Source organism: Synechococcus sp. H55.7 (genome assembly GCF_047462395.1).
Classification (GTDB): Bacteria; Cyanobacteriota; Cyanobacteriia; order Thermostichales; family Thermostichaceae; genus Thermostichus.
Genome location: NZ_JANSJD010000005.1, coordinates 50,798 through 75,260, shown reverse-complemented (window position 1 = coordinate 75,260; position 24,463 = coordinate 50,798). Strand labels below are relative to the sequence as shown.

Annotated in this window: 25 protein-coding genes and 1 tRNA gene; 11 read left to right on the top strand and 15 right to left on the bottom strand. The window is 61.7% G+C overall.

Translation table 11 applies throughout. From position 1 onward, the window contains the following. Nucleotides 1-23: 23 nt before the first annotated feature. Nucleotides 24-1,358, bottom strand: a complete 1,335-nt coding sequence (gene aroA / locus NW851_RS03700) for a 3-phosphoshikimate 1-carboxyvinyltransferase (protein WP_414332539.1) — start codon at nt 1,356-1,358, stop codon at nt 24-26. Between the two features lie 673 nt (nt 1,359-2,031). Here aroA and NW851_RS03695 point away from each other — a divergent pair. The 7 genes from NW851_RS03695 to NW851_RS03665 all read left to right on the top strand — a co-directional run bounded on the left by NW851_RS03695 (nt 2,032) and on the right by NW851_RS03665 (nt 7,789). Beyond that, a complete protein-coding gene (locus NW851_RS03695) occupies nt 2,032-2,499 on the top strand; it encodes a hypothetical protein (protein ID WP_414332537.1) in 468 nt (155 codons plus the stop codon). Between the two features lie 203 nt (nt 2,500-2,702). Continuing rightward, complete coding sequence (locus NW851_RS03690; RefSeq protein ID WP_414337087.1) at nt 2,703-3,695, top strand: leishmanolysin-related zinc metalloendopeptidase; 993 nt, start codon at nt 2,703-2,705, stop codon at nt 3,693-3,695. Between the two features lie 89 nt (nt 3,696-3,784). Further along, complete coding sequence (locus tag NW851_RS03685; protein WP_414337086.1) at nt 3,785-4,081, top strand: hypothetical protein; 297 nt, start codon at nt 3,785-3,787, stop codon at nt 4,079-4,081. 66 nt (nt 4,082-4,147) lie between these two features. Next, nucleotides 4,148-4,483 carry a hypothetical protein gene (locus tag NW851_RS03680; RefSeq protein WP_414337085.1) on the top strand — a complete coding sequence of 112 codons (336 nt, stop codon included), beginning with the start codon at nt 4,148-4,150 and terminating at the stop codon, nt 4,481-4,483. After that, nucleotides 4,483-5,376 (top strand): DMT family transporter, encoded by an 894-nt coding sequence (locus NW851_RS03675; protein WP_414332529.1) that lies wholly within the window; start codon nt 4,483-4,485, stop codon nt 5,374-5,376. Before NW851_RS03680 ends, NW851_RS03675 begins: the two co-directional genes overlap by 1 nt. 4 nt (nt 5,377-5,380) lie before the next feature. Beyond that, complete coding sequence (locus NW851_RS03670) at nt 5,381-6,463, top strand: glycosyl transferase (RefSeq protein WP_414337084.1); 1,083 nt, start codon at nt 5,381-5,383, stop codon at nt 6,461-6,463. Nucleotides 6,464-6,493: 30 nt separating this feature from the next. Then, nucleotides 6,494-7,789: a class I SAM-dependent methyltransferase gene (locus tag NW851_RS03665; protein ID WP_414337083.1), complete on the top strand. Its 1,296-nt coding sequence runs from the start codon at nt 6,494-6,496 to the stop codon at nt 7,787-7,789. Nucleotides 7,790-7,826: 37 nt separating this feature from the next. Here NW851_RS03665 and NW851_RS03660 read toward each other — a convergent pair whose 3' ends face one another. Beyond that, entirely contained in the window at nt 7,827-8,606 is a 780-nt protein-coding gene (locus tag NW851_RS03660) for a hypothetical protein (RefSeq protein WP_414332523.1), read from the bottom strand. A 280-nt stretch (nt 8,607-8,886) separates the two neighbouring features. On the opposite strand from NW851_RS03660, the gene NW851_RS03655 reads away from it, so the two are divergent. Further along, nucleotides 8,887-10,182, top strand: a complete 1,296-nt coding sequence (locus NW851_RS03655; RefSeq protein WP_414337082.1) for an efflux RND transporter periplasmic adaptor subunit — start codon at nt 8,887-8,889, stop codon at nt 10,180-10,182. A gap of 55 nt (nt 10,183-10,237) precedes the next feature. Further along, nucleotides 10,238-13,435, top strand: coding sequence for an efflux RND transporter permease subunit (locus NW851_RS03650; RefSeq protein WP_414337081.1), 3,198 nt, complete (start codon nt 10,238-10,240; stop codon nt 13,433-13,435). 89 nt (nt 13,436-13,524) lie between these two features. On the opposite strand, the gene NW851_RS03645 is transcribed toward NW851_RS03650, so the two are convergent. From NW851_RS03645 to NW851_RS03630, 4 genes are all read right to left on the bottom strand, one after another. After that, on the bottom strand, nt 13,525-13,761 hold the full coding sequence (locus NW851_RS03645) for a DUF2949 domain-containing protein (protein WP_414332517.1): 237 nt from the start codon (nt 13,759-13,761) through the stop codon (nt 13,525-13,527). A gap of 213 nt (nt 13,762-13,974) precedes the next feature. Beyond that, on the bottom strand, nt 13,975-14,775 hold the full coding sequence (locus NW851_RS03640; RefSeq protein ID WP_414332515.1) for a hypothetical protein: 801 nt from the start codon (nt 14,773-14,775) through the stop codon (nt 13,975-13,977). Between the two features lie 98 nt (nt 14,776-14,873). Next, the gene (locus NW851_RS03635) at nt 14,874-15,617 is read right to left on the bottom strand and encodes a low-complexity tail membrane protein (RefSeq protein WP_414332513.1); all 744 of its coding nucleotides are present in this window, start codon (nt 15,615-15,617) and stop codon (nt 14,874-14,876) included. A 35-nt stretch (nt 15,618-15,652) separates the two neighbouring features. Beyond that, the gene (locus tag NW851_RS03630) at nt 15,653-15,871 is read right to left on the bottom strand and encodes an NAD(P)H dehydrogenase subunit NdhS (protein ID WP_414332511.1); all 219 of its coding nucleotides are present in this window, start codon (nt 15,869-15,871) and stop codon (nt 15,653-15,655) included. A 104-nt stretch (nt 15,872-15,975) separates the two neighbouring features. Here NW851_RS03630 and NW851_RS03625 point away from each other — a divergent pair, with 104 nt between their 5' ends. Further along, complete coding sequence (locus tag NW851_RS03625; RefSeq protein ID WP_414337080.1) at nt 15,976-16,566, top strand: FHA domain-containing protein; 591 nt, start codon at nt 15,976-15,978, stop codon at nt 16,564-16,566. Between the two features lies 1 nt (nt 16,567). Here NW851_RS03625 and NW851_RS03620 read toward each other — a convergent pair whose 3' ends face one another. The 6 genes from NW851_RS03620 to NW851_RS03595 form a co-directional block, all read right to left on the bottom strand. Continuing rightward, nucleotides 16,568-18,016, bottom strand: a complete 1,449-nt coding sequence (locus NW851_RS03620; RefSeq protein ID WP_414332577.1) for a cation:proton antiporter — start codon at nt 18,014-18,016, stop codon at nt 16,568-16,570. Between the two features lie 337 nt (nt 18,017-18,353). After that, entirely contained in the window at nt 18,354-19,025 is a 672-nt protein-coding gene (gene pth / locus NW851_RS03615) for an aminoacyl-tRNA hydrolase (protein WP_414332575.1), read from the bottom strand. A 252-nt stretch (nt 19,026-19,277) separates the two neighbouring features. Further along, nucleotides 19,278-19,349, bottom strand: a tRNA-Met gene (locus tag NW851_RS03610). 102 nt (nt 19,350-19,451) lie between these two features. After that, nucleotides 19,452-20,906: a DASH family cryptochrome gene (locus NW851_RS03605; RefSeq protein ID WP_414337079.1), complete on the bottom strand. Its 1,455-nt coding sequence runs from the start codon at nt 20,904-20,906 to the stop codon at nt 19,452-19,454. A gap of 12 nt (nt 20,907-20,918) precedes the next feature. Further along, nucleotides 20,919-21,215 (bottom strand): HU family DNA-binding protein, encoded by a 297-nt coding sequence (locus NW851_RS03600; RefSeq protein WP_414337078.1) that lies wholly within the window; start codon nt 21,213-21,215, stop codon nt 20,919-20,921. A 56-nt stretch (nt 21,216-21,271) separates the two neighbouring features. Then, nucleotides 21,272-21,469 (bottom strand): cytochrome b6f subunit family protein, encoded by a 198-nt coding sequence (locus NW851_RS03595; RefSeq protein ID WP_414332503.1) that lies wholly within the window; start codon nt 21,467-21,469, stop codon nt 21,272-21,274. A gap of 152 nt (nt 21,470-21,621) precedes the next feature. Here NW851_RS03595 and NW851_RS03590 point away from each other — a divergent pair, with 152 nt between their 5' ends. Further along, entirely contained in the window at nt 21,622-22,065 is a 444-nt protein-coding gene (locus tag NW851_RS03590) for an ATP-binding protein (RefSeq protein WP_414332501.1), read from the top strand. A 3-nt stretch (nt 22,066-22,068) separates the two neighbouring features. Here the strand turns inward: NW851_RS03590 and NW851_RS03585 are convergent, their stop codons facing one another. Genes NW851_RS03585 through NW851_RS03575 form a run of 3 tightly spaced genes read right to left on the bottom strand, consistent with a single transcriptional unit; the run spans nt 22,069 to nt 24,401 of the window. Further along, nucleotides 22,069-23,775, bottom strand: a complete 1,707-nt coding sequence (locus tag NW851_RS03585; protein ID WP_414337077.1) for a DUF3352 domain-containing protein — start codon at nt 23,773-23,775, stop codon at nt 22,069-22,071. 57 nt (nt 23,776-23,832) lie between these two features. Continuing rightward, complete coding sequence (locus NW851_RS03580) at nt 23,833-24,024, bottom strand: hypothetical protein (RefSeq protein ID WP_414337076.1); 192 nt, start codon at nt 24,022-24,024, stop codon at nt 23,833-23,835. 14 nt (nt 24,025-24,038) lie between these two features. Beyond that, nucleotides 24,039-24,401 (bottom strand): hypothetical protein, encoded by a 363-nt coding sequence (locus NW851_RS03575; RefSeq protein WP_414337075.1) that lies wholly within the window; start codon nt 24,399-24,401, stop codon nt 24,039-24,041. Nucleotides 24,402-24,463 lie beyond the last annotated feature (62 nt).

The window sequence follows — 24,463 nt, the reverse complement described above, 5'->3', positions numbered from 1 at the left end:
GGCAAAAGTTGGCTCTTGGCTGGCTAGGACGCGGACGAAGGGTTGATCAGCCGCTGCAGGGTGGGGATGAAGTCGGGGTAGGAGATGCGGGCACAGTCGGCCCCTCGAAGGGTGGTGGATCCCTGGGCGGCCAGGGCGGCCACCATCAGGCTCATGGCGATGCGGTGATCGGCGTGGCTGTCCACCTCGGCCCCTTGCAACGGGATCCCGCCTTTGATTTCCAGGCCGTCGGGATACTCGGTGACCTGGGCCCCCATCCGGCTGAGTTCCTGGGCGATGGCCGCCAAGCGGTCGCTCTCTTTAACCCGCAATTCCGCCGCATCGCGAATGACCGTAGTCCCCTCGGCAAAAGCTGCCGCCACCGCCAAAACCGGGATCTCGTCGATTAGCGTGGGAATGAGATCGCCACCAATGCTGCAGCCCCGCAAGCGAGCCGAGCGCACCCGCAGATCCCCCAGGGGTTCACCCGCCATCTCTCGCCGGTTCTCCACTTGAATATCGGCCCCCATCTCCTGCAACACCTGCAGCACGCCGGTGCGGCTGGGGTTGAGGCCCACATCCTGCAGCAGCAACTCGCTCTCCGGCACAATCGAGGCGGCCACCAGCCAAAAGGCTGCTGAGCTGATGTCCCCCGGTACCTGCACCGTCTGGCCCACCAGGCGGGATCCTCCCACCACAGCCACGGTTTTCGCCTCGACATCGACGTGGATCTGGGCGCCAAAGGCCCGCAGCATCCGCTCCGAGTGGTCGCGGGAGAGGGCCGGCTCTGTAACTTGCGTGGTGCCTTCTGCCAAAAGGCCCGCCAGCAACAGACAGGACTTCACCTGGGCCGAGGCCACCGGCGAGTGGTAGTGAATTCCCTGCAGGGATCCCCCCTGCACCGCTAAAGGAGCCAAGGTGCCCCCCGCCCGCCCCCAGATGTTGGCTCCCATCTGCCGCAGCGGCTCCACCACCCGCCCCATGGGCCGTGAGCGCAGGGAGCGATCCCCAGTGACAGCAAAAAAGCGCCCCCGCTGGCCGGCCAGAATCCCTAGCATCAGGCGCAGGGTGGTGCCGGAATTGCCGGCGTCTAAGACATCTGTCGGCTCCTGCAGGCGATCCAAGCCCACCCCTTGAATGCGGACGCACTCGCTGTTGAGCTCGGGGATCCCAGCCCCTAGCGCCCGAAAACAGGCCGCCGTACTGCGAGGATCCTCCCCCAGCAGCAGCCCGTGAATGACGGTTTCCCCTTCCGCCAGGGATCCCAGCATCAGGGCGCGGTGGGAGATGGACTTATCGCCTGGAACCTTGATTTGGCCGCGCAGGCTACGGACTGGCGAAAGTGTCAGGAGGTCGGGAGAAGAGGCGGTGGTCAGCACAGGAGCCGTGACAGCAGATAAAGACAGGGGCAGTCTTGATCATACTCAGGCGTGGATCTGCACCGCTTTCGCCGGCGGTTGAACTCGGGGAAGACAGGCCGTCTTTTGACAGCAGCCCTTCTCGTCCTTGAGGATGAGCTTAACAACATGGATTCCTCGGTCGGGGCTTGGCCTCGGCCTTTTTTTTGCCAGCCCTGATTTTGCAGATGTTATCTACGATATCTAGTGCCTAAAGCTTCCCAGCCACTCATTCTCCCACAATATGCAGGCAATCTCGGCTGGCGGAACATCCATTGGCTTCTGTCGCCCTTGCCTGTAGATTGTGACTGAGCGGCGGCCTGTGATCTTTTCGGGAAGGCTGTGATAGAGTCAATAGGAGTTGTGAACGAGCTTTCCCAGAAAGCGGTCTAACGGTCTCAGGGCTGGGTGGCCAGAAGGGAGAAAGCGATCCTGTAGTTTCGGTAACTCAACAACTTTGCAGAGCAAGGCAAATTACCTTTCCTTTTTGGTTGGTTAAAGTTTTTGTCAAGTAGGATCCTCAGTTGCCGGTCAGCCACAGCCGTGCCTAAAATTGCCGAGGACTGGTGTTTTTCTAGAGGGTCTGTAGATACTATTGATTTTGCCTTCCTTTGGCCTGTTCTTCGCCCATTGACCTTTCGAGACCGACTGCCCTATGACAGATACTCATCCTTGTGCCCCCTGTATTGTGGATACGGGAACTTTGGTAAATAAGCGGGATATTTACCGGCTGCTATCCGATTTGGGACGTGTCCGTTACTTCGACATCGTGGATGGCACGGTACGCAAGCAGGGGGAAGGCTGCGTGATGGATGTTTTTCAGGATCCCACCGCCGCCACGCTGGTGGTAAATGGCAGCCTTTACCTGAATGTGAATAGCTTTGACTACGCCTGTCTGCGGGATCCTGCTGCGGCGGAGGAGCTTGCTGACCTGGGTAAGGAGCGAGCGGGCGTGGTTATTGACTTGGTTCAGGACAGCCGCATCTTGCGCTTGGTCCCCCTGGTGGAGCCGCGGTCGGATCCCGCGGAACTTTTGGGGGATAACCGGGCGTTGCAGGCGGCAGTGGACGTTTTGGCCGCAGGCTGGGGCATAGAGGAAAGTTCTTCTGACTCCCTAGAATAAAGGATTCTAACCCGAAGAATTAGGCCGCCCATCTCGTCCTGAAGTTGGCCGGCACAGTGTGATGCAGATCATTCTTGGGAGGCGGGTCGCAGCCGGTATGATCCACTTGACTCGGAGAGCTTTTCGAGTTTGGGGGTGGTGTGCAGGTTTTTTCAAGGCGACGGCAGCTTCTGGGCAGAGTAGGGGGTCTGTTCGGATTCCTGGTGGCTGTGCTTCTGGTACTGGCGCTCAAGGCTTGCGGGGGAAGTGGTGGTTCCTCTTCGGTAAGTGTCACTCCCGCTCCCACAACCGTCATTCCCACCTCTACTCCAACTGTCGTTCTCACCCCTACCCCGACTGTTTTCCCTTCGCCGACGGCTACCTCTGTTCCCCAGTTCGCGATTGACGTTCGTTTTCCCGACAACAGCCTCACTCCCAGCCAGCAAGCCATTGTCCGCAGCGCGGCCTTGAGGTGGCAGGAGATCATCGTCGGGGATCAGCCGGATCTGCGGCCCACCAACATCCGGGCCGACGAGTGCGCTGCAGGGTTTCCCAGCACGTCGCTCAATTTCCCCATTGACGATCTGCTAGTGGAGGTGCGGGCGAGAGACCTGGGCAACGAGCGGATTTTGGGGGGAGCGGCTCCCTGTTTTGTGCGGGCCTCCAATGGCCTGCCTTTCTACTCTGTGGTTGTGTTCAACAGCCAAAACCTCTCGGCTTTGGAAGAGCGGGGTGACCTGCCCATTACTGCTTTGCACGAGTTGGGCCATGCGCTTGGCTTTTTGCCCAGCGTCTGGGATCCCAAGGGGCTGACGGTGGGCTTGGTGGGGCGGGATCAGCCGACGCCGCCGGGCTATGACCCCCACTTTATTGGCCCGCGGGCGGTTGCCGCTTTTACCACGTTGGGGGGGAATGCCCCTTCTGTTCCCTTAGAGAACCAGTTTGGGGAGGGATCCCGCGATTCCCACTGGCGGGAGAGCGTCTTGGGTCGGGAGCTGATGACCACCCGCCTCGACCGGGGGGTGCCCAATCCCTTAAGCATCCTTACGGTGGGAGCGATGGCAGATATGGGCTACGCAGTGAACCCGGCGGCAGCCGATGGCTTTGAGCTGGGGCGCAGCCGGCCCGTCTCGGAACCCCTGGAGCTGCAGGAGCTGGAGCTGGCCCTACCGCTGCGGCGCTTCGATGCCACAGGCAGACCGGTGGGGGATCCCTGAGGTTGAAAAAAGCATATCTACCTATAGCCAAGCTGCCCGTTCTTAACAATAATGAGTGGCCAGTTGCAGAACGTTACGACATCGGCAAAATGGGCATTCTCAAAAAGCTGTTCGGCGGTCTTTTTTCCTTCTTTGGCATTCTCTTCGGCGGTCTAGTGGATTTTGTAACCGGGCCTTTTCGCTCGGCGCCTGGACAATCCGCTCCAAGCCAGTCGGCAACTTCCTCTAACTCTGCGGCAACGGCTGCGCCTGCCAAGCCCAAAGTGGTGGTCGAAAGGCCCTTTGTGCCCAACGAGATCCCGGCTCCGCGTCCTAACCGTCGCCCTGGCCCAGCTCTAGATCTGTTCCGCGCCATGGCCCAAGAGATCCCGTCGGCGCGGGCCTAGCTTGCCCTGCTTTTGGGGAGCAGCTCGTAAGATGGAGATGGCCCTGTATTCTGGAGACTGCTCCCTATGTCGGATCTTTCTTTCTCAGAACAAGAACGGCTAAAACAGCTTGAGCGCGAACTGGAGCAGGCGGCTGCGGCCTCTGGGGCGCTGAGCTCGTCTCAGGGGAAAAATGCCGTTCGCACCTGGGCTGAGTGGGGGCGTCCACTGCTGACGGTTTTGGCCATTTTGGGCTGTATCTTGCTGGTGGGGCTGGTCTTCCGGGTTTTCACCACTGTTCTCAAGTGGGCGGTGGTGGTGGGTCTGGGCTACCTGCTCTACGTCTGGGTGGTGGCGCCGCGGCTGGGCCTTCCCACCGGAGCGAGGCCAAAGGCAGAAGACAGGGATCTGGACAGCTTTTGATGCGCAGGGATCCCTGGCGGGCCCGCGCCTACCTGGCGGCGGCTATCTTGGGCTGGGCCACAGCGGCCAGCGCCTTTAAGTTCGGGTTGCAGCACCTCTCACCGACGGTCTTGCTGATTTTTTCGGCGTGTAGCTCCTGCCTAATCTTGGGGATGGTTCTGGTGGTAACAGGGCGGGCGCCTCTTGTCCGCCAGCAGAAGGGATCCCAAATTGGCCTGTCGGCGCTGCAGGGGCTGCTCAACCCGTTTGGCTACTACGGGGTGCTCTTCCAAGCCTATGATCGCCTCTCGGCCCAGGCGGCACTGGCTTTAAATTACACCTGGCCGCTGCTACTGGCTCTCTTGGCGGTGCCGCTGTTGGGGGAGCGCCTGCGCGGGCGGCTGCTGCTGGCTTTGGGAACGAGCCTGGTGGGGGTGGTGCTGGTGGCCACGGGGGGCTCCTGGGGCACCCTGCAGGTGGAGGATCCCTGGGGAGTGGGACTGGCGGTGGGCAGCGCCGCTATTTGGGCCCTCTACTGGCTGCTCAATGTGCGGGATGGACGGGATGCCGTGCTGAAGTTGTTCCTGGGGTTTGTCTTCGGCAGCGGCTATTGCCTGGCGCTATTGCCGTTGCAGGAGCTGAGGTGGACTCTAGCAGGGCTGGGCTGGGCGGCCTACATCGGCTTGGCGGAGATGGGCCTGACTTTTGTGTTCTGGCTGCGGGCGCTGGAGCTGGCGGACGAGCGCGGATCCCTGGCCAATTGGGTCTATGTCACGCCATTCCTGTCGCTGGGGTTGATCGCGGTGCTGTTGCAGGAGCCGATCGCGCCAGGATCGCTGCTGGGCCTGGGCCTCATCTTGGCCAGCAACCTCTGGGGATCCCGGCGGGAAAAGTCTCAGCCTGTGCTTTCCTAAGGCTATGGCGGTGAATCCAGTTCCTCTCTATGTGGCGGCAACGGCCCATGGGTTTGGGCACGTCACCCGGCTGACGGCGGTGGTGAACACTTTGCGGCGGCGGGAGCCGCAGATCCTGCCCATTTGGGTGACGCCGGCTCCCGCTTGGCTGCTGGAGCGCTACGGGGAAGGGGAGTTTCTGCATCGGCCCCGCGCTTTGGACGTGGGGGTGGTGCAGCCGGATGGGCTGCAGGCGGATCTGCCGGCGACGTTAGCGGCCCTGCGGGCGTTCCAAGCGGGGTCTGCCGACCTCATCCGAGAAGAGGCGGAGTTCATCCGCAGCCAGGGGGTGCCGTTGCTGCTAGGGGATGTGCCCCCCATTGCCGCCGCCATTGCCGAGGCCGCCGGGATCCCCTGCTGGATGGCCAGCAACTTCGGCTGGGACTTTATCTATCAAGAGTACGGCCCCCAGTTTCAGCCCTTTGTAAGCTGGATCCGCGAGCTGTACGGGCGCTGCCAGCGGCTGTTTCGCCTGCCCTTTGCTGAGCCTATGGGCGCCTTTCCCCACCAGGAACCCGTGGGGTTGACGGGGTCGGATCCCCGCTACTTGGCTGAGGAGGTGGCCCAGCGCCTAGGGCTGGAGCGGGAGCGGCCCACGGTTTTGTTGACCTTTGGCGGGCTAGGGCTGCAGGGCTTGCCCTATGAGCGGCTTTTGGATTTTCCCGACTGGCAGTTTCTCACCTTCGACCCCAAGGCTCCCCCTTTGCCCAACCTGCAGGTTTTGGACGGGCAGAGGTGGCGCCCGGTGGATGTCATGCCCCTCTGCCGCTGGGTGGTGTCCAAGCCGGGCTATGGCACCCTAGCGGAGGCGCTGCGCTGTGGGATCCCCATGGCCTGTGTCAACCGTTCCAGCTTTGCCGAGTCGCCCCTCTTGGTGGAGGGATTGCGGCGCTACGGCTGGCATCGTATCCTCTCGCCGGAAGAGTTCTTTGCGGGATCCTGGGACTTCTTGCGGGATCCCCCTCACCCACCCCAGGCGTCGGAGGAGCTGGATCGCAAGGGCAATGAGGCCATTGCCGACGCTATTGCGGCGTTCCTGAGGCAGTAGCATAGGGAGCAGCTTCCTGGAGTGGATCCCATGGCCGGCAGCACAACCGAGTCTTTGCGGCAACTCTACGAGGAACTGCCCTATCCCAACGTACCTGTTGAGGCGTCGGGCCGCAGCGCCATCGGTAGTCTGTACCGCCTGAGCTGGACGACGGCCCAATACGCCCGTACCCGCGCCATCCTGCCCAGCGAGGGGATCGCCATCCTCAACGTCGGCTGTGGCTCCGGCTGGGAGACCTTGATCTTGGCGGAGGCCAACCCAGGGGCGCGGCTGGTGGCCTGCGACCTCTCGCCGGCGTCGGTGCAGGCAACGGAGCGGCGCCTGCGCTACCACGGCTTTGGGGAGGTGGAGCTGCATGCCCTCAACCTGTTGGAGATTGAACAACTGGGGCAGCGGTTTGACTTCATCAGCCTCAACGACGTGCTCTATCTGCTTGAGGATCCCGTGGCGGGCTTGAAGGCGCTTAAGCGGGTGCTCAAGCCGGACGGGATCTTGCGGGCCAACCTGCACCACGCCTACCAGCGGCAGGTGATCTTCCGCCTGCAGGAGGCGTTCCGGCTGCTGGGCCTGTTTGAGCTGCCCACCCCCGAAGCCTGCCGGCGGGTGCGGGAGTTCATGGCCAGCCTGGCCTCTGACGAGCTGCGGGCTGCGCTACACTGGGATCCCCAGATCTACAGCGACGACACCAACATCCGCGCCAACTACCTCTTACCCGGCGACAAAGGGTTTTTGCTCCCGGATCTCCTGCGCATGCTTCAAGAGGCGGAGCTGGGCTTGGTTTGCCTAGTGGACTACGCCGACTGGGATCCGACGCTGCTCTTCAAAGACAGGGCCATGCCGGCTTGGCTGCAGGCGGAGCTGGACAAGCTTTCCCCTGCCGAGCAAAACCACTTCTACGAGCTAATCTACCCCAACCACCGCCTAATCGACTTTTGGGCGGAGCACCCCGGCTCTTCCCTGGTCTTGCCCTGGAGCGACGCCGACTGGCTGGAGGGCAGGGTGCAGCTCAACCCCATCCTGATGGACAACGCCGAGTTTCGCCACAACTTTGCCCAGGCCCACGACAAGAAGCTGGAGTTTGCCATGAACTGGCCGGGGGCCAGCCGTGGGCGCCTGACCATACCAGCCCCCCAGATGGCCTGGCTGGGATCCCTGTTGCAGGGGCCAGTGGCGGTGGCCGGCCTGATCGAGCAGGCGGCCCAAGCCCATCGGATCGACCAGGAAGCGGCCCAGGAGCAGGTGCTCACCTACCTGGCAGGGCTGGAGTCGTTTCTGTTTGTGATGTTGGATCCCAGCCCAGCTTCTCTTGCCGAAGAAGGGATTTGAAATGGCGGCAATCTTGGGCCTGCAGGGGAGAGGATCCCTAGCGGTCCACCAGGCGCAGCTCAAAGGTAAGAATGTTGGCGGCCAAAATCTCCAAAGCTCCCCCCTCGATGAGGTCGCGGGTGAGGGCAGCCCCAGAGCCACTTTGTTGGATCAATTCTCGGCTGCGGCGCACTGTCTCTTGCCGCTGGGGATCGTCCACAACCACCTGCCGCTGGTTGGAGAGGCTGAGGCGGTAGTAGTGGGGCAGCTCGCCACGGGTGGCGTCAATGGCCAGGTTGGTTTCTTCAGGAGCAACGCGGAAGGGGGCACGGGCGGTGAGCAGCGCCACCTGGATATCCTGATCCCGCCCGTCCAGGCCCTGGAGCTCGGAGATGTCGATCTGGAAGCGGAGGGTGTCGCGGTCGCGGCTGAGGCGCTCTGCCCGCACCTGGTTAAAGCCGACGGCAAACTCCCGCTCCGGCTCGCCAAACCGCTGGATGGTGGACTGCAAGACCGATTCTTCGTTGAGGGGGGTAACCCGGATGAGGTAGTCCCAGTTCTGGACAAAGGCATACTCATTGGGCCCGACGCGGACATTGGGATCCACCAGGTTGGCAGTGGGGCCAGGGCTGCCGGCCCGGCTGAGGGCCACCAGGTACCAATAGTTGGGGCTGATGGGCAAGCCCATGGTCATGCGCACTTCCAATACTGGCCGCGCCCAAGCAGCAACCGCCGTGAAGGCTGTGATGGCTGCTGCTCCGAGGCAGCTCCACAGCCAGTGCTGAGGACGACAGTCGAGCTGCAGCGGGCGAAACCAGGTTACGGCTACAGTCCTCATATCAACTTCCTCAACTGCAGCGACTTGCCTTCGCGTCAGGTAACAAAAGATCCGATGCTTGCGCAACAAGTTTAGAACCGTCTGGCCAAAGATGGCCGTTGTCCGGCGAGCTGGGGCTCTGGACGCTAAGCTGGGCTTTTGGCTAAGCATACACCTTAGTTCTGGATTGGGAAGGATGGCAAGCGCTTTTGCACAGGTGCAGGAAGGCACAGGCTCATTACCTTGGTTAGTTGAGCCAATGCAGAGAGGGGATGCCTCTGTTGTGGGAGCAGTTGTAATCATGAGGCGATTGCGAACAGCTCTGCCGCTGTTGTGTTTTTCTTTGCTGCTGGCTGCCTGTCGAGCGGGGGGGCCCCCTCGCGGCATGGAAGGCCGAGGAAGTGGACAAAGCCAGCCCACCCCGGTGGCCATCGGCGCCGTGGAAGAACGGCCCATTCAGGAGACTGCGGAGTTCATCGCCAGCCTCGGATCCCAGCAGGTGGCAAGCATCCGGCCCCAGGTGAGCGGCCAGGTAACCCAGGTGTTCGTGCGGCTGGGATCCCAGGTCTCTGCCGGGGCGCCCCTGTTTGCGATCGACAGCCGGCAGCAACAGGCGGCGGTGGCCGGCCAAACGGCGGGGATCGCGGCGGCCCAGGCCAACCTGGAGAGCAGCCGAGCCGTGCTCAGCCAGTTGCGGGCGGAGCGGCTGCGGCTGGAGGCGGCGGCAGAGTTCGCCCAGGAGCAGCACGAGCGCAACCTGCGCCTCTTGGCCGAGGGGGCTATTAGCCAGGCGCAAGCGGATCAGTCCAGCCGCGATCTGCGCCAGGCGGAGGCAGCCTTGGCGGCCCAGCAGGAGCAGATCCGGGCCCAAGAGGCGGCCATCTTGCGGGCAGAGCGAGAGGTGGAGCGGGCCCGGGCCGAGGCGGAGCGGCAGCAGGTGCAACTGCAGTTTTTCCAGGTCACGGCTCCCTTTGCCGGCATTGTCGGCGAGGTGTTGGTGCGGCAGGGGGATTATGTGACACCCCAGACGGTTTTGACCACCCTGACCCAAACCCAGGCGCTGGAGCTGAACCTGAACATCCCGCTGCAGCAGGCCCCCCGCCTGCGCATCGGCACGCCGGTGCAGATCCTAGATAGCGGCGGCGAGGTCATCGGCACCAGCCAAGTCTCTTTCATTGCGCCTGAAGCGGATCCCGGCACGCAGTCGGTCCTGGCCAAGGCCTTGCTGGAGAACCCCGCCGGCCAGTTGCGTAACGCCCAGTTTGTGCGAACCCGCATCGTCTGGGAGGAGCGGCCAGCTTTGTTGGTGCCGGTGACGGCGGTAGCCCGTCTGGGCGCCCAAACCTTTGTCTACACGGTGCAGACTGCAGGTCCTGCAGAAGAGGGCCAGCCCCCTGGAGCGGTGGCGGTGCAAAAGCCGGTGCGGCTGGGATCCATCCACGGCAACAGCTACGAGGTGCTGGAGGGGCTGCAGGCCAATGAGCCGATTGTGCTGAGCGGCCTGCAAAAAATCCGCGATGGCGCCCCCATCGTCGATGAGGTGCTTTTGCAGCAGAGGAGGCAAGGAGGAGGGAGACCACCTGAATCCCCGCCCTAGATCTCCCCTCTTGAGCTCGGCCACTCCCTTCTACTCCTCATGCGGATCCCTGTCTATGTTTGTTGACTTTTTCATTCGCCGCCCTGTCTTTGCCAGCGTCTGCTCCATCCTAATCGTGCTGGTGGGAGCAGTGAGTATCCCCCTGTTGCCGGTGGACTACTACCCGCAGGTGGCGCCGCCGGCAGTGACGGTGACCGCTGTTTACCCCGGGGCCGATGCCGAGACGGTGGAGACGGCGGTGACGAATGTGCTGGAGCAGGAGATCAACGGCGTCGAGGGCATCCGGTACATCTCCTCGGTCAGCAGCAGCAACGGCACCAGCCAGATCACCGTCACCTTCAGCCCGGATCGGGATCTGGACACAGCAGCTGTGGATGTGCAGAACCGGGTGGCACGCGTGCAGGCGCGGCTGCCGGCAGAAGTGATTCAAAACGGCCTCAGCGTGGAAAAGGCGGGCGATAGCGCTTTTGTGCAGGTGGTGGCGCTGCGCTCAGAGGCGGGGGAATACGACGAGCTGTTTGTGAGCAACTACGCCGAGCTGTTCGTGCGGGATGCCCTGCGGCGCATCCGTGGCGTTAGCGATGTCATCGTCTTTGGGGAGCGCACCTATGCCATGCGCATCTGGCTGGATCCGACGCGGCTGGCTGGCTACGGGCTGACGGCGCTGGATGTGGTGAACGCGGTGCGCCAGCAGAATATCCAGGTGCCTGCCGGCCAAATCGGCAGCCAGCCCAGCCTGCCGGATCAGGAGTTTCAGATCAGCGTCCAGGCCACGGGTCGGCTTTCCCAGCCGGAGGAGTTTGCCCAAATTGTCCTCAAAGCCAGCCCAAATGGCGGCTTGGTGCGCATTGCCGACGTGGGCCGGGTGGAGCTGGGAGCCCGAAGTTACGATACGTTCTTCCGCATCGGCGGCCAGGAGGCGGTGGGGATCGCCATCACCAAGCAGCCGGATGCCAACGCCCTCGAGGTGTCGCGGCAGGTGCGGCAGACGTTGGCCGAGCTGGCGAAAAATTTCCCGCCCGGCTTGATCTACGAGATCGCCTTCGACGCCACGCTGTTCATCACCGAGTCGGTACAAGAGGTGATCTTCACCCTGCTCCAGGCTATCGTCCTGGTGGTGCTGGTGCTGTTTATCTTTTTGCAAGATTGGCGCATCACCCTTATCCCTACCGTCACGATCCCGGTGGCGCTGCTGGGGACGTTCGCCTTTGTGCGCCTATTCGGCTTTTCCATCAACACCCTGACCATGTTTGGCCTCACTTTGGCCACCGGTTTGGTGGTGGACGACACCATCGTGGTGGTGGAGAACATCTCCCGCTACATCCGCGACCGCGGCATGCGGCCTCTGCAGGGGGCCTCGGCGGGGATGAACGAGGTGCTGGGGGCGGTGATTGCCACGACGCTGGTGCTGCTGGGCTTGTTTGTGCCGATCGCGTTCTTTCCCGGCACCAGTGGCCGCATCTACCAGCAGTTTGCCGTCACCATTGCCGTATCGGTTTCCCTGTCTACGTTTAATGCCATTACCCTGGCCCCGGCGTTGTCGGCGCTGCTGATCCGCCCACGTTCTGAGCAGATGTTTTGGCTGTTGCGCTGGTTTGACCGGGCGGTGGAAGGGATCCGCGCCGCCTATCGCCGGCTGCTGGAGCTGGTGGTGAAGCTGCGGCTGGTGGTGGTGGCGGGGTTTGTCGCCTGTCTGGGCCTCACCTATTGGCTGTTCCAGATCGTGCCAACGGGGTTTGTGCCGGATGAGGATCAGGGCTTTTTCATCACCATTGTGCAGGGGCCGCCGGGGGTTTCGCTCAACTACACCGACCGGGTCATCCGGCAGGCCAGCGCCATTTTGGACGGGATCCCGGAAATCGAAAACCAGGTGATCGTGGGGGGGTTCAGCTTTACTGGGCCCTCGCCGGGGAACGGGTTGATCTTCGCCACCCTCAAGCCCTGGGACAAGCGGCGGCGACCGGAACAATCGGCGCAGGCGATTGTCAACCGGCTGTTCGGGCTCTTTTTGGGCGGGATCAGCCGCTCGTTGGTGATCCCGATTTTGCCGCCAGCCATTCCCGATCTGGGAAACACGGGCGGGTTTACCTTCCAACTCCAGGATCGGGGGGTGAACGATTTCAACCTGCTGCAGCAGACGGCCAACGCCTTTTTCTTTGTGGGCAACTCGCCGCCCCCGCCGGGCCAGCCCCCCCTGGGCGTGCGGATTAATCCGCCCACCTTCAACGCCAACTCCCCCCGGTTGCAGGTCAAGGTGGATCGGGACATAGCGCAGGTGCTGGGGATCCCGCTGGCCGAGGTCTTCGGCACGCTACAGACGCTGCTGGGAGGCACCTATGTCAACGACTTTGACCTGTTCAACCGCAACTACCGGGTCTACGTCCAGGCGGACCAGGCTTTCCGGAGCAGCCCCGAACGTATTGGCCAGTTCTACGTGCGCGGTGGGCAGGGGCAGCTCTTGCCCTTGAGCACGTTGGTTCAGGTGGAGGAGACCACCGGCCCGGCGCTCATCAATCATTTCAACCTCTTCCGCTCGGCGGAGATCCAGGGCAGCCCGCTGCCGGGCTTCAGCTCGGGCCAGGCCATTCGGGCTATGGAAAGTCTGGCTGCCCGCTTGCTGCCCCAGGGGTTTGGCTTCGAGTGGTCGGGCCTGTCCTTAGAAGAGATCGAGTCGGGGGGGCAGGCGCCGCTGATCTTTGCTTTGGGGTCGGTGTTCGTCTTCCTGGTGCTGGCGGCCCAATTTGAGAGCTATGTGGATCCCTTGATCATTCTGCTGGCGGTGCCGCTGGCGGTTTTGGGGGCGCTCTCGGCCCAACTGCTGCGGGGCCTGGCCAACGACATCTTTTGCCAAGTGGGGCTGGTGATGTTGATCGGTCTGGCCAGCAAGAACTCGATCTTGATCGTGGAGTTTGCCAACCAACTGGTTGCCCAAGGGATCCCACTGGCCAAGGCCGCGATCCAGGCGGCGGAGACGCGTTTCCGCGCCATCCTCATGACGGCTTTGAGCACGATCCTGGGCATTTTCCCGCTGGCGGTGGCCAGTGGCGCCGGGGCTGCCAGCCGCCAATCTCTGGGCACGGCTGTTATCGGCGGTATGTTCGTCTCAACCCTACTCAGCCTGCTGGTGGTGCCGGTGCTGTATGTCGTCCTCAAAGGGATCCAAGCCCGGCTGTTGGGGGGAGCGACTGTGGATCTGGCGCATCTGCCGCCGCCAGAGGATCCCAAAGGTCTGCTGCCGGAAGAATCGACTTGATTGCAGGGCAAGACCTATGCCTGTGGATTCCAGCTTCTTCCAGGGACACAGAGGGATAGCGCAGAACCTTGGGGCTCTTGCCCCTTTTCTCAGCCGAGGGCCTCATCTCGGAGCAGCTCGGCGCCGCTAGATACTCTCTCCCAGAACTGGGCCAAGTGTTGCAGGCCCACGAACCCCAACTGCCAGAGGATCAAAGCCAGGGGGCCGTGCTGCTGCCGCTGGATCTTCAGGGCCAAGGCCAGTTGTTTGGGCTTGAGGAGCTGTTGCTGCTCGGCAAAGCGGCAGAACTGCCGATCCCATTGGCTGAGGGCTTGTAAATCCGGCATGGTCGGTTCCATAGGCTTGGCTGGACAAGAAACGCATGGATTGAACGTCAGGGGTCGGGATCTCTGCAGGAATCTTGAGGATCTTTTTGTGGATCCCTTTCAATGGATTTCTTCCAGGGTAAGCGCTCCCCTCAGCTCTCCCCAAGGCGGGTCAGGGCAGAGGGCACTGAGCTTTGCCGCAGAGCTGGCTTACAGGTGCTGTTGGGATAACCCCTAGCTCCAGGGATCGTCCTCGAAGGGGCTGTCCTGCCAGTAGCCACCCGACTGGGGGAGAGGAGACTGTTGGGGTGGTGGGTAGCCGATGGGAGTAGAGGGCGGCGGTGTGGGGATGGGAGTCGGCTTTTCCATATCCTCAAGCCGCGGCAGGTCGGCAGGCTTGGGTTCGACACCGAGGTTTCTCAGCTTGGCTTGCGTTTCTTGCACCTGAGCATTGAGCTCTTCTAGGTAGGCGCGATAGTGGTTGGCGGCTTCTAGATACTGCTTGGCTTTCTTTTCGTTTTCGTGGACAACCGCCTCCAGCTCTTTGGTACGAACGGTGTAGTCGGCCTCTTGGTTGGTGAGGTTTTCGATGGCCTGGTTGAGCACAGCCCGCCGGCGCTCCAGTTGGGCCACGATCTCCGACAGTTGCCGTTCCCGCTCGCTGAGGCTGCGCTCGCGGTTTTGGGTTTGTTCCAGTTGAAAGCTGGCTTGGCTCAGCTGCTCTCGCAAGTACATCACTTGCGGCTCTGTCTCGTTGCGCTCCTGCTGCAACTCAAAGACCCGTGCTTCCAGGTTGTCTTTTTCCTGCTGCAAAACTTCCCGCTCATGCAAAAGACGGGTGTAGAGCTGGTTGAGGAAGTCCACCTCCATCACCACCTGGCTGAGCTGGGTGGCGTATTCCCCAACCAAAGCCAACTCCCGCGCGAGGTTTTGGGTTTCGCTGGTGGCTTGCTCGGTGAAAAACTGGGGAAGTTGGGTGGTTTCTCTGAGGCGTTGGGTGAACTGTTTGAAGCGGAAGGAAAAGTTGCTCGCCATTGCCGGTGCGGTAGCCTCGAAGATCAGGGGAATGCCGATGGTTCGGTTTCACAGTGTGTTGTCTGGATTGACTCCAATCTAACATCGAGCCACAACCCTTAGGTGGGATCGAGGGGAGTTTCAGGGGCCGGCAGGGCAACTTCTGCGGAGGGATCCCGTTTCTGGGATTCGGGTCGTGGGTCTCCTGCCACTTCATTGCCTTGACTGCCTTTAACCTTGTCTCCTGGTTTTTTCAAGTCGCCTTCAGAGAGGTGGCGCAGCAGCCGTTGCAGCAGCGGGATGTGGCGATCGCCGACGACGGAGAAGCGGCTCTCGATCTCCTCAGCAGGGATGGGATCCAGTTGGGCCAGCTCCGGCTCGCTGAGGAGGAGCACCCGTATGGCGGCAAGGGGGATCTGCAAGAACAGGTTGGCCCCCCAAAATCCAAAGGCGGCTACGGCCAGGCCGGCTAAGCGGGTGCCGTTGCCAGGGGTGAGGGGGGCAAAGAGGGGGGCAAAGTCGTAAAGGCGCTCACCGATTTCCAGCATCAGGATTGCCGCCAACAGCGTCAAGATCTTGTGTTCGGGGCTGAGGAAGGCAGCCAAGATGCGGCGTTGGTCGGGGGTGAGTTCCTCTGGGGGAACAGAGGCCACCAACAGGCTGAAGATGTCGAACGGTTTGCGCCACTGCATGGCAAAGACCGGCGCAATGCCCACCACAGCTACCCAAGCTTGCTCCACCCCCACCGGGAGGAGGGGATCCCCCGTGGCCAGCCCGATCAAGGTCAGCCCCACCCACAGGGGGAAGGCAAGGATCCCGGCGGCGTGGATCCAGAGGAAAGGTTCCTGCCAATGGCTGCGCATGGGTGGGTTCTGGGGGGATCGGAAAAAGAACAGAGCTAGGGGCGGGATTTGTCGATCACTTCCAGTTCTGTGAGGCGGAAGGTGACCAATTTATCCCAGTTGCCGCCTTCAAAGAGAACGGCGGCGTGGTCGTCGGTAACCCGCTGCACTTGTCCTTCAAAGAGGTAGTAGGTGTCGTTGGGATTGATGACCCGCACGGCAACGCCGGGGTAGATGGGGGGCAGGTCTTGGAGAAGAGATGGAGTTGCAGTCATGGTTGCTGTTAACAATCCTTACCGGTGGGGAAACCCTACCCTATCATTATGGGGGAAAGGCCCTCTCTTGCCGAGCCTTTCTCTGGCAAAGCAGACCCCAGACAATGTCTACCGACGCAAAGTCTTTCCCATCCCAGGTTTGGCACGTGCTGGTCATCGATGATGAGCAGGGACGGCGGGCGGTGGCCCTCAGCGCGGCCACTTACTCCATCGGCAGGGATCCCGGCAACGCCATTGTCATCCATTCGGCGGCTGTTTCTCGGCAACATGCGCTGCTGCTGCGGCTACCCCAAAAAGACGGCCAGTACACCTACCGGCTGTTGGACGGCAATATCGAAGGCAAGCGCAGCACCAATGGCATCTCGGTAAACGGGCAGCAATGTTTGAGCTGGGATCTCAAGGACGGGGATCAGATCCAGTTGGGGGATCAGGTGCGGATGCAGTATTGCATTCGCCGGTTGTCGGACGAAGATTTTCAGCGATATCTCCAGTCGGTGAGCTTTCGCAGCGTGAAGACGGAGGTGGTGGATCGGCGCTCCACAACGATGCAGCGGTTTGAGCCGCCCTCGCTGCAGGTGATTTTGCCCCAAGAGGAGAGGACGGAGCAGGTTGAACACGTGGGCTCCCGCCGTCGCAACCCGTTGCGGCTGCTGTTCCAGACGCTCTGGGGGCGTTTGGGGAGAAAGCCGAGGTGATTTAACCCTCAGGAATGCCCACCTGCTCTGAGTCTGAGCGCGCTGATGGGGTTTCGACGCGGTCTTGCTCTGATGCTTCTGCCTGCAGATCCAGAAGGGAAGGAGGAGAGTCTGCTGCCCCGGGCAAGACTCCCCGCAGCCAGAGGGGGGCGATAAAGGTGGTGGCGATCACCATGACGATGATGCTGACGTCCAGGGCATCGGAGAGAACGCCGCTGGTGGATCCCACGCCGGCAAACACCAGGCCCACCTCGCCGCGCGGGATCATGCCCACGCCAATGGCATAGCGGTTGATGCCCGGCTTGCCGAACGCCCCCAGGCCGGCGGCCAGCTTGCCCACAATCGCAACGCCAATCAAGAAGACGGCAATGATCAGACCCTCGCGGTTGGCGGGGAGGGTGGGGTTGAGCACGCCGAGTTTGGTTCGGGCCCCGACGCAGACGAAGAAGATGGGCACCAGCAGGTCAGAGACGGGTTTGATCTGCTCTTCCAGCTCTTGCCGTTTCTCGGTTTCGGCCAGAATGAGGCCAGCGGCAAAAGCGCCCAAGATGGCCTCCAGGTGGATCACCTGGCCCACGTAGGCCAACAGAAAAGCCAGCACAAGGGCGGGCAAAAGCGGGTTGCCGCGGGTTCTTAGGTTGTTAAGGAGGGCTACAAAGTAGGGGCTGAGGAGGCGCCCCAAAACAATGGAGCCGACCAGAAAGACGATGGCGCTGACGATGATGAGGCCGATATCGGCTAGGTCAACCTCCCCGGTTTTGGCCAAGCCCGCCACCACGGCCAAGATGATGATGCCCAACACGTCGTCCAGGACGGCAGCGCCGATGATCACCTGCCCTTCGGGGGAGGTGAGTTTTTGCAGCTCGGCCAAGACGCGGGCGGTAATACCAATGCTGGTTGCTGTGAGGGCGGCCCCGGCAAATACCGCGGGGATGGTGGGCACATGAAACAGGTAGAGCAAGCCCAGTGTTCCCGCCAGGAAGGGCACAGCAACACCGATGACGGCTACGGCTGCGGCCTGGGGGCCGACTCGCAACAGCTCGGCCAGATCCGATTCGAGGCCAATTTCAAACAAGAGGATCACCACCCCGATTTCCGAGAGGGTGTCGATGATCTGGCTTTGGGCGGAGAACACCGGCACCAGGGATCCCTCGTCGAGGCCGGCAGTGGTTTGCAAAAATTGCATCAGGGCTGAGGATTGAGCCAAGGTATGCAGCTCTTGGCCGGAAACTGGCCCCTCTGGGAAGACGAGCAACCCCAGGGCAGAGGCTCCCACCATGACGCCCCCCAGCAACTCTCCCAGCACGGGGGGAAAACTCAGGCGAACGGCAATTTCTCCGGCAACGCGGCTGGCCAGGTAGATGACCACCAGAGACATCAGCACCGCTACCAGGATCAGAGGGGCAAGATTGGCGTCCACGGGAGCAGCAGCTTCGACGGCAAGCAACATGGGATCCGGGCAATTCAACAGCAAGATCTCAACCTCAGGTGGACTGCTTTGGGTCTTGTTTTCGTCTTGGGCTGGCACGAGCAGCATCGCTTGGCCAGAAGACTGTTACAAAGGCTAACCCTCATCGGGATCCGCTTGCAACGCTTACATCGGCACTTTGTTCTGCTCAGGCCCATCTCTGTCGAGCGGAGCAGCCTGGAACTAGGCCCGGTTCCATCTGTAGATACTCCAGATAATTAACACTTATCTGGAGTATCGCTTTCCCAATAGAATTGCCCGCTCTCTTGCCAGACAAGACCACACTCCCTCAAAACCGGCAATCGAGGGGAGCCACTTTTTAACCTTCGCACTTTGAGGTCGCCCGCTCCTCACGAAAAGTCCTGCTTGGGCCCAGGGGAGGATTTTGTCCATCTCGCTCGGACGTTGGCCCAGACAGATCTAGGGGGTTAAACCGGTTCATGGCCGTCATCAGCCCCTCTTGCAAACAGCACTCCACCGCCTCTACCGCCGTATCCAACACCTGCTCCAGCACCTCTTGTTCTGCAGGGGCAAATCCACCCAACACATGGCCAATCACATCTTCGCTGCCCTTGGGTTTGCCCACCCCCAAGCGTAGCCGCGGCAACGCCTCGCTCCCCACGTGCTGAATGATGGACTTCATGCCGTTGTGTCCGCCGGCAGAGCCGGATCCCCGCAGTCGCAGGCGACCCAGGGGCAAGTCCATATCGTCGTACACCACCAACACCGCGGCGGGATCCAGTTTGTACCAGTCCAGCACTGCCCGCACCGCTTGGCCGGAACGGTTCATGTAGGTCTCCGGCTTGAGCAGGCGCCGCTTGCCCCCCAGAACAAAACCTTCTCCGTAGCTGCCTTGGAACCGCTTTTCCAAAACCAACGGGATCCCCCAGCGCTGCGCCAGCCGATCCAGCACCATAAAGCCGCAATTGTGGCGGGTATCGGCATATTGTGGGCCGGGATTGCCCAAACCCACAATAAGCTGCAAAGCCATCTCATCGGTTCCCTTGGTCTTGACCTGAGTCACAGCGCTTTTCGCCTCCTCGGGCTAGGTTATGTTGAGATTTCAGTTCCTTCGCCTGCTGCAAACTGGAGCAGCGGCAACAGCAAGCTCTGGTAATCCGGAACGGCCATCTGCAGAACCGATTCTCAAGGCAGGGATCCCAATATACTAACCAAGCCCCTACCGCAACCCAGCTATGGTGTCTGGCAGGCTGGGAAGCCTTGGACAAAGGTTGAGCGTGGATGGCTCAGGCGTGATTTGAACACGCGACCAAGGGCTTATGAGTCCCCTGCTCTACCGCTGAGCTACTGAGCCGAGACGGCGCTTAACTAGAATAGCACCGTTGGGCTGGAACTGCTTCTTGAAAAATCACCTCAGCCCCCTTTGCCCTCTTGGGAGAAATTGGGAAGCCAACGCTCACCGCGAGGCCAGGGCAGCTTCGTAAACCCGTCGATTGGCCGCGAGGGATTTCTCCAGATCCACCACAGGACGAGGGTAGTCCACTCCCAAGCGAACCCCAAATTGCTTTTGCTCGGCAGCGGTGAGGCGATAGGGCTCGTGGATTTTGTCCCCTGGGATCCCGGCCAATTCCGGCAACCAGTGGCGCAGATAGTCTCCCTTGGGGTCGTACTCGCGAGATTGCTTGGGGATGTGGAAGTAGCGGAAGCCGCGGGCATCATTCCCTACACCGGCAGCGTAGTTCCAGTTGCCGTAGTTGCTGGCCACGTCGTAGTCGATCAACAGCGACTCAAACCACTCAGCGCCCATGCGCCAGTCGATGCCCAGATTCTTGGTCAGAAAGCTGGCCACATTCTGCCGTCCCCGGTTGGACATAAAGCCGGTAGCCGCCAGCTCCCGCATGTTGGCATCCACCAAGGGGTAGCCCGTCTCGCCCCGGCACCACGCCTGAAAGCGGGGCCAATCCTGCTGCCAAGGGATGGGGATCCCCTGGATCCCAGAAGGACGGAACAGTTTAGCGCCGTGCTTGGCCAAGACAAACCGAAAATAATCTCGCCACAGCAGCTCGAAGACCAGCCAGTCGGTGGACTCATTGCGCACCCGCTCCTGTTCATAACGCTTGACTTCGGCATAGACGATGCGAGGCGAGATACAGCCCAAGGCCAACCAAGCAGACAGCCGCGAGCTGTCGTTGGGATCCAACATGCCGTTGCGGGTTTCCTTGTAGATGCGCAGCCGATCCAGATCCCAAAAGTAGGTTTGCAGGCGGGCCTGGGCAGCGGTGCTCCCACCGGTGTAGGTGAAGCGGGCGCGGCGATCCGGCGGGGGCAAACTCAGCCCTAGCTCGGCCAGAGTAGGCAACGGGCCGGGATCCAACCCCGACGGCAGGGGGGGAAGAGAAGGAATGGGCAGGGGATCCCGGATGGGGGTGCTCCCCTCGACTTGCTTGCGAAAACGGGTGAACAGCTCCGGCAGTTGGGAAAGACCAAAGGGGAGATCCTCAGGGTGATAGAGGGTGTGGCCCCACTCCAGGTGCAACCGGATCCCCAGCAAAGCCTTCTCAACAGCAGCCGTCACCTCTGTCTCCTCGGTGCCCACCTCCTCATGGGCATAGACCGCCTTCACCCCCCACTCCCGTGCCAAGCTGGGGATCACCTGCTCCGGCTGGCCCCGGCGGATCACCAAATCCGAGCCGCGCGCCCGCAACTGCTGCCGCAGATCCGCCAAACTCTCCAGCAAAAACTGAGCGCGGAAAGGGCCGGTTCTGGGGCGGAGTACCAAGGAAGCCTGACCGAACTGGCGGGGATCCAAACAATACAAGGGAATCAGGGGAGATCCCTGTTGGCAAGCCCGCGTCAGCGGCTGGTGATCCAGCAGGCGCAAGTCGGTGCGAAACCAGAGCAGGACGGTCATTCTGCAGCTACCCTAGACGGATCCCGCAGACTCAGACTTAGGCGCCCGTCCCAGCTCAGGGCTGGGAACAAAATGGGGCACATTGGCAGCCGGGATGTAAATGGGAGCCTTGGTGCGCGGGTGGTAGGTTTGCCGGGCAGGACGATGGCGCAGCGAGAACGTGCCGAAGCGAGACAGCCGCACCGAACCGCCCTGGGCCAGGCATTGACTGATGCTATCCAGCATAGCCTCCAGAGCAGCAGCAGCCAGCTCCACCGTCAGGCCATCCACCTGGGCGGCCATCTGGCGGGCCAGCAAACGGCGATTCAAATGGGGAGGAGGAGCCACCAACCGACCGTCCAGACAACAGCAACACAGACAGGGGCCTAGAGCGCTTCCAGCTCGCTCTCGAAAAACCAGTGTCGAGAGCGATCAGGAAACTCCAAAACGTAGCCGACACCGCTGCCATCGACCACCCGCCGGGCCAGCACCACAGCCTCTTTGCCCACCAGAGCGCTGACATTTTCTTGCCCGCGATCCCGGACACAGCGAACTTTAACCTTGTCCCCAACTTTGATTGCCATAGCCGATTGGGCGTAACCGCGAAGAGACTCGTTACTCAAGATGGTACGGCAAAAGATCCCTTGCCGAGATCTGGTCACCCCTCTGCTGGGGTTGACACTGATGGGATTGCTAGAATGGGTGAAGAGCGCTGTGCCCCGGGAAGACTGCCTCCGTGATTGCCCTTTCCCTCAAACCCGCCCATTGCTCCTGGAGCGTTATCAGCTTTCCCTCCACCCTTTACACCCAACCGGTTCTCGATCTGTTGATCTCAAAAGTTCCTCCCCCTTGGCGGGCAGAGGTGCGCCTGGGCTTACAGGAAGCGATCATCAATGCCGTCCGCCACGGTAATGGCCTCGATCCCAACAAGAAAGTGATCATCGAGTACGCCAGCTCAGAGCCGTTTTACCAATGGCTGGTGCGGGATCAAGGACCTGGCTTTCGTCCCCAATGCAAGCTCAGCCGCTGCCAGCGCGGCATCTTGGAAACCGAAGAATCGGGCCGGGGAATGTTTCTGCTCACCCAAATCTTCGACTTTGTCGAGTGGAACGAAGCCGGCAACCAGGTCTATCTGGGCAAGTACATCCCCGCCAACTGCCGGGATCCCTGGATAGTCTGACCCTCAATACCACTGCCAAACCAGCTTGCCCATTTGGGTGATCTGGCGGCCCCGCTCCGGGTAGGGAGCCTCAGAAACCGTCAGGGCTGTGGTGGCAAAGGCAAAGCGCGTGGACGACCAGCGGGATCCCTTAAGTAGCGTGCTTTCCAGCAGCAACCCCAGCGATCCATATCCATAGCCCAGATTGCGGTGGGGCAGAGGAGCCACCACCTTGCGCCAGGCGCGGTCGGCAGCTAAGGGGGGATCCGCGAGGGCCGCCTCCAAAGCCGCCAAGGAAGAGGCCAGGTAGGAATAGCCTTTGTGGTCGGCGTGATACACCTGCGCCAGCAACGGGATCCCTGGCGGCGTTTGGGGGAGAGCCTCTGACAGGGCTCCTTCTTCCCCGCTGACCTCCGGCGGCCCACCGCCAGGGATCTCCGCTCCAGAGGCGGAGCGGCTGGGCTGCAAAGGCTTGGGTTGAGCCCAAGCGGTGGCGGTGCCGCGCTGCATCGGGAGAGAAACCACCTGCCAGCCTTGGGCGCGCGCCCGCTCATCCAGGTCGGAACCCGGCTCGTCCGGCATCTTACCCACCCACAGCCAGGCCGGATCCCGGTCGCCGGGCAAAAGGGCAAAGGCAAACTCCCCCCGTTCCGGCAACAGACGTTGCCAGTCCAGCTTCACCTGAGATTGTAAGCGCTGCAGCCATTGGCCGGGATCCACCCGCCACCCCAGGGGGCTCAGAGGCCGGATCTGCCCCAAGCTCTGCCAAACCGAGGCCAGGTGAGCTCCAGAAACCAGCGCCAAGGTCTCGTCAGGCAGATGCTGAATGATCTCCGGACGAAAAGCTTCTGCCGCCGGCAAGGAGAACTCAGCAGGCGCACGCCAGAGGGCAGCACTTTCGGCCACCAAGCCCCGGAAGTTCACCCCCAGTCCCAGCCCCACTGCCTGCAACGTCAGCCCGTCCGGAGCAACCGCTTCCGGGTTTTGCCAGAAGGCCCAACCCACATGCGCCTCCTGCAGCGGCTCGATCACCTGCTGAAACAGGGGCTGAGCCACCAGAGACAACTGCGGCAATTGCCAAGCATCGATGGCAGCGCGAATGGCCGCCGGCTGCTCCGCCAACAACACGTACTGCTCGCCAAAAACAGCCGCCGAGAACCCCTCCAGGCCCGGAATCGGGCTGGACACCACCTGAATGCCCTTGTAAGTGTCCACCTGCACCGGTATCCCCGCCAAACTCTGCCGTTCCCACAACAGGTTCAGCTCAAATTGAGAGACTGCCCGATCCCGCGTCTCCAGGGCCACCAAAGTCCCCCCCTCCGGCAAGCTGGCCAAGAGCGTGCTTTTTCCCAGCCAGGGCCGCACCTCCCGCTCAAAATCCAGAGCTGCCCCGGCCAGTACAGATCCCAGCCAACCCGGGCCTTCGGCGGAGAAAAACTTTTGCCATTGCTGACGGGCGGCGCGTCGTTGGGGAGCAGGGGTTGCAGCTTGCCAAAACGCTTGCACCTCGTCGAGGGGAACGGCCAACAGCAGCAAAGCCTCGGTAGAACGGGGGGCCAAACCCACAATCGGCGGCAGTTCCGGGTGGGCCAGCAACAAAGCCACCGGGCTGCGGGTGAGCAGCCACACGACAACCCACACCAGCATGGCGGCCAGAAGGCCCAACCCGATCAAGATCCCCCGCAGGAGTTGCCGTTGTCCCATATCCCCTCTCCAGCCTGACGGCAGCATTCCAGCACCGCCTAACCATCTTACCTGTGAGGGGAGAGTTGCTTGTCTCTCCTGGCCTCAGCCGGGATCTGACGAAGATGCTTCTGGCCGATTCTGCAACATCCAGGCCAAGTTATTGCCCGTCACCGCTCCATCTAGGGTGCTCCGGATCAGCAGCAAGGCCACTGCCGCCCAAACGTTTTCTGGCCAGTTCCCCAGCACCTGCTCTGCCAACTGGCCCAGCCCGAAGGCCGTGATCCACGTGGCCATCCACAGCCACGCCGTCACCTGAGCACAGGGCCAGCCATTGCGCCAAGCCCAAAATCGCTCCTGCCACCACCACCCCCAGCCAAGCATTGCCCATTTGTTGCGTCAGCCACAGCCCAGCCCAGAGCAGTTGCGCCCACCCAGGCCACAGCCTGCTCCGTCGAGAGCAAAATCCGGGATCCCAGCGCCAGCCCCTGGCCGATCCCCACCCCCAGCCCGCGCGAAAAACCCAGCACCAGGCCCAAGAGCAGCAGCGGCGGACGGAAAAACTGACTCAACATCACCACGACCAAGGCAAAGAGCACCAGGCCGGCCCCCTGCCCCAACAACGTGGCCAATGTCCATTCCAGCCAAAACCTCTGCCAATGGGAACGCAGCATGGTAGCTCTCCTCCAAGGTGGCCAAGATGCCCTCACGATAAGCGGCAGCCAACCGAAACAAC

Excerpts from the sequence above, each read along its gene's own strand:
- NW851_RS03585 (WP_414337077.1), bottom strand. The coding sequence starts at position 23,775 with ATGCTGCCGTCAGGCTGGAGAGGGGATATGGGACAACGGCAACTCCTG.
- NW851_RS03640 (WP_414332515.1), bottom strand. The coding sequence starts at position 14,775 with ATGGCGAGCAACTTTTCCTTCCGCTTCAAACAGTTCACCCAACGCCTC.
- NW851_RS03575 (WP_414337075.1), bottom strand. The coding sequence starts at position 24,401 with ATGCTGCGTTCCCATTGGCAGAGGTTTTGGCTGGAATGGACATTGGCC.
- NW851_RS03635 (WP_414332513.1), bottom strand. The coding sequence starts at position 15,617 with ATGCGCAGCCATTGGCAGGAACCTTTCCTCTGGATCCACGCCGCCGGG.
- NW851_RS03625 (WP_414337080.1), top strand. The coding sequence starts at position 15,976 with ATGTCTACCGACGCAAAGTCTTTCCCATCCCAGGTTTGGCACGTGCTG.
- NW851_RS03620 (WP_414332577.1), bottom strand. The coding sequence starts at position 18,016 with ATGTTGCTTGCCGTCGAAGCTGCTGCTCCCGTGGACGCCAATCTTGCC.
- NW851_RS03580 (WP_414337076.1), bottom strand. The coding sequence starts at position 24,024 with ATGGCCACGTGGATCACGGCCTTCGGGCTGGGCCAGTTGGCAGAGCAG.
- NW851_RS03660 (WP_414332523.1), bottom strand. The coding sequence starts at position 8,606 with ATGAGGACTGTAGCCGTAACCTGGTTTCGCCCGCTGCAGCTCGACTGT.
- NW851_RS03695 (WP_414332537.1), top strand. The coding sequence starts at position 2,032 with ATGACAGATACTCATCCTTGTGCCCCCTGTATTGTGGATACGGGAACT.
- NW851_RS03605 (WP_414337079.1), bottom strand. The coding sequence starts at position 20,906 with ATGACCGTCCTGCTCTGGTTTCGCACCGACTTGCGCCTGCTGGATCAC.
- NW851_RS03630 (WP_414332511.1), bottom strand. The coding sequence starts at position 15,871 with ATGACTGCAACTCCATCTCTTCTCCAAGACCTGCCCCCCATCTACCCC.
- NW851_RS03670 (WP_414337084.1), top strand. The coding sequence starts at position 5,381 with ATGGCGGTGAATCCAGTTCCTCTCTATGTGGCGGCAACGGCCCATGGG.
- NW851_RS03675 (WP_414332529.1), top strand. The coding sequence starts at position 4,483 with ATGCGCAGGGATCCCTGGCGGGCCCGCGCCTACCTGGCGGCGGCTATC.
- NW851_RS03650 (WP_414337081.1), top strand. The coding sequence starts at position 10,238 with ATGTTTGTTGACTTTTTCATTCGCCGCCCTGTCTTTGCCAGCGTCTGC.
- NW851_RS03665 (WP_414337083.1), top strand. The coding sequence starts at position 6,494 with ATGGCCGGCAGCACAACCGAGTCTTTGCGGCAACTCTACGAGGAACTG.
- NW851_RS03655 (WP_414337082.1), top strand. The coding sequence starts at position 8,887 with ATGAGGCGATTGCGAACAGCTCTGCCGCTGTTGTGTTTTTCTTTGCTG.
- NW851_RS03595 (WP_414332503.1), bottom strand. The coding sequence starts at position 21,469 with ATGGCAATCAAAGTTGGGGACAAGGTTAAAGTTCGCTGTGTCCGGGAT.
- NW851_RS03645 (WP_414332517.1), bottom strand. The coding sequence starts at position 13,761 with ATGCCGGATTTACAAGCCCTCAGCCAATGGGATCGGCAGTTCTGCCGC.
- NW851_RS03685 (WP_414337086.1), top strand. The coding sequence starts at position 3,785 with ATGGGCATTCTCAAAAAGCTGTTCGGCGGTCTTTTTTCCTTCTTTGGC.
- pth (WP_414332575.1), bottom strand. The coding sequence starts at position 19,025 with ATGGCTTTGCAGCTTATTGTGGGTTTGGGCAATCCCGGCCCACAATAT.
- NW851_RS03680 (WP_414337085.1), top strand. The coding sequence starts at position 4,148 with ATGTCGGATCTTTCTTTCTCAGAACAAGAACGGCTAAAACAGCTTGAG.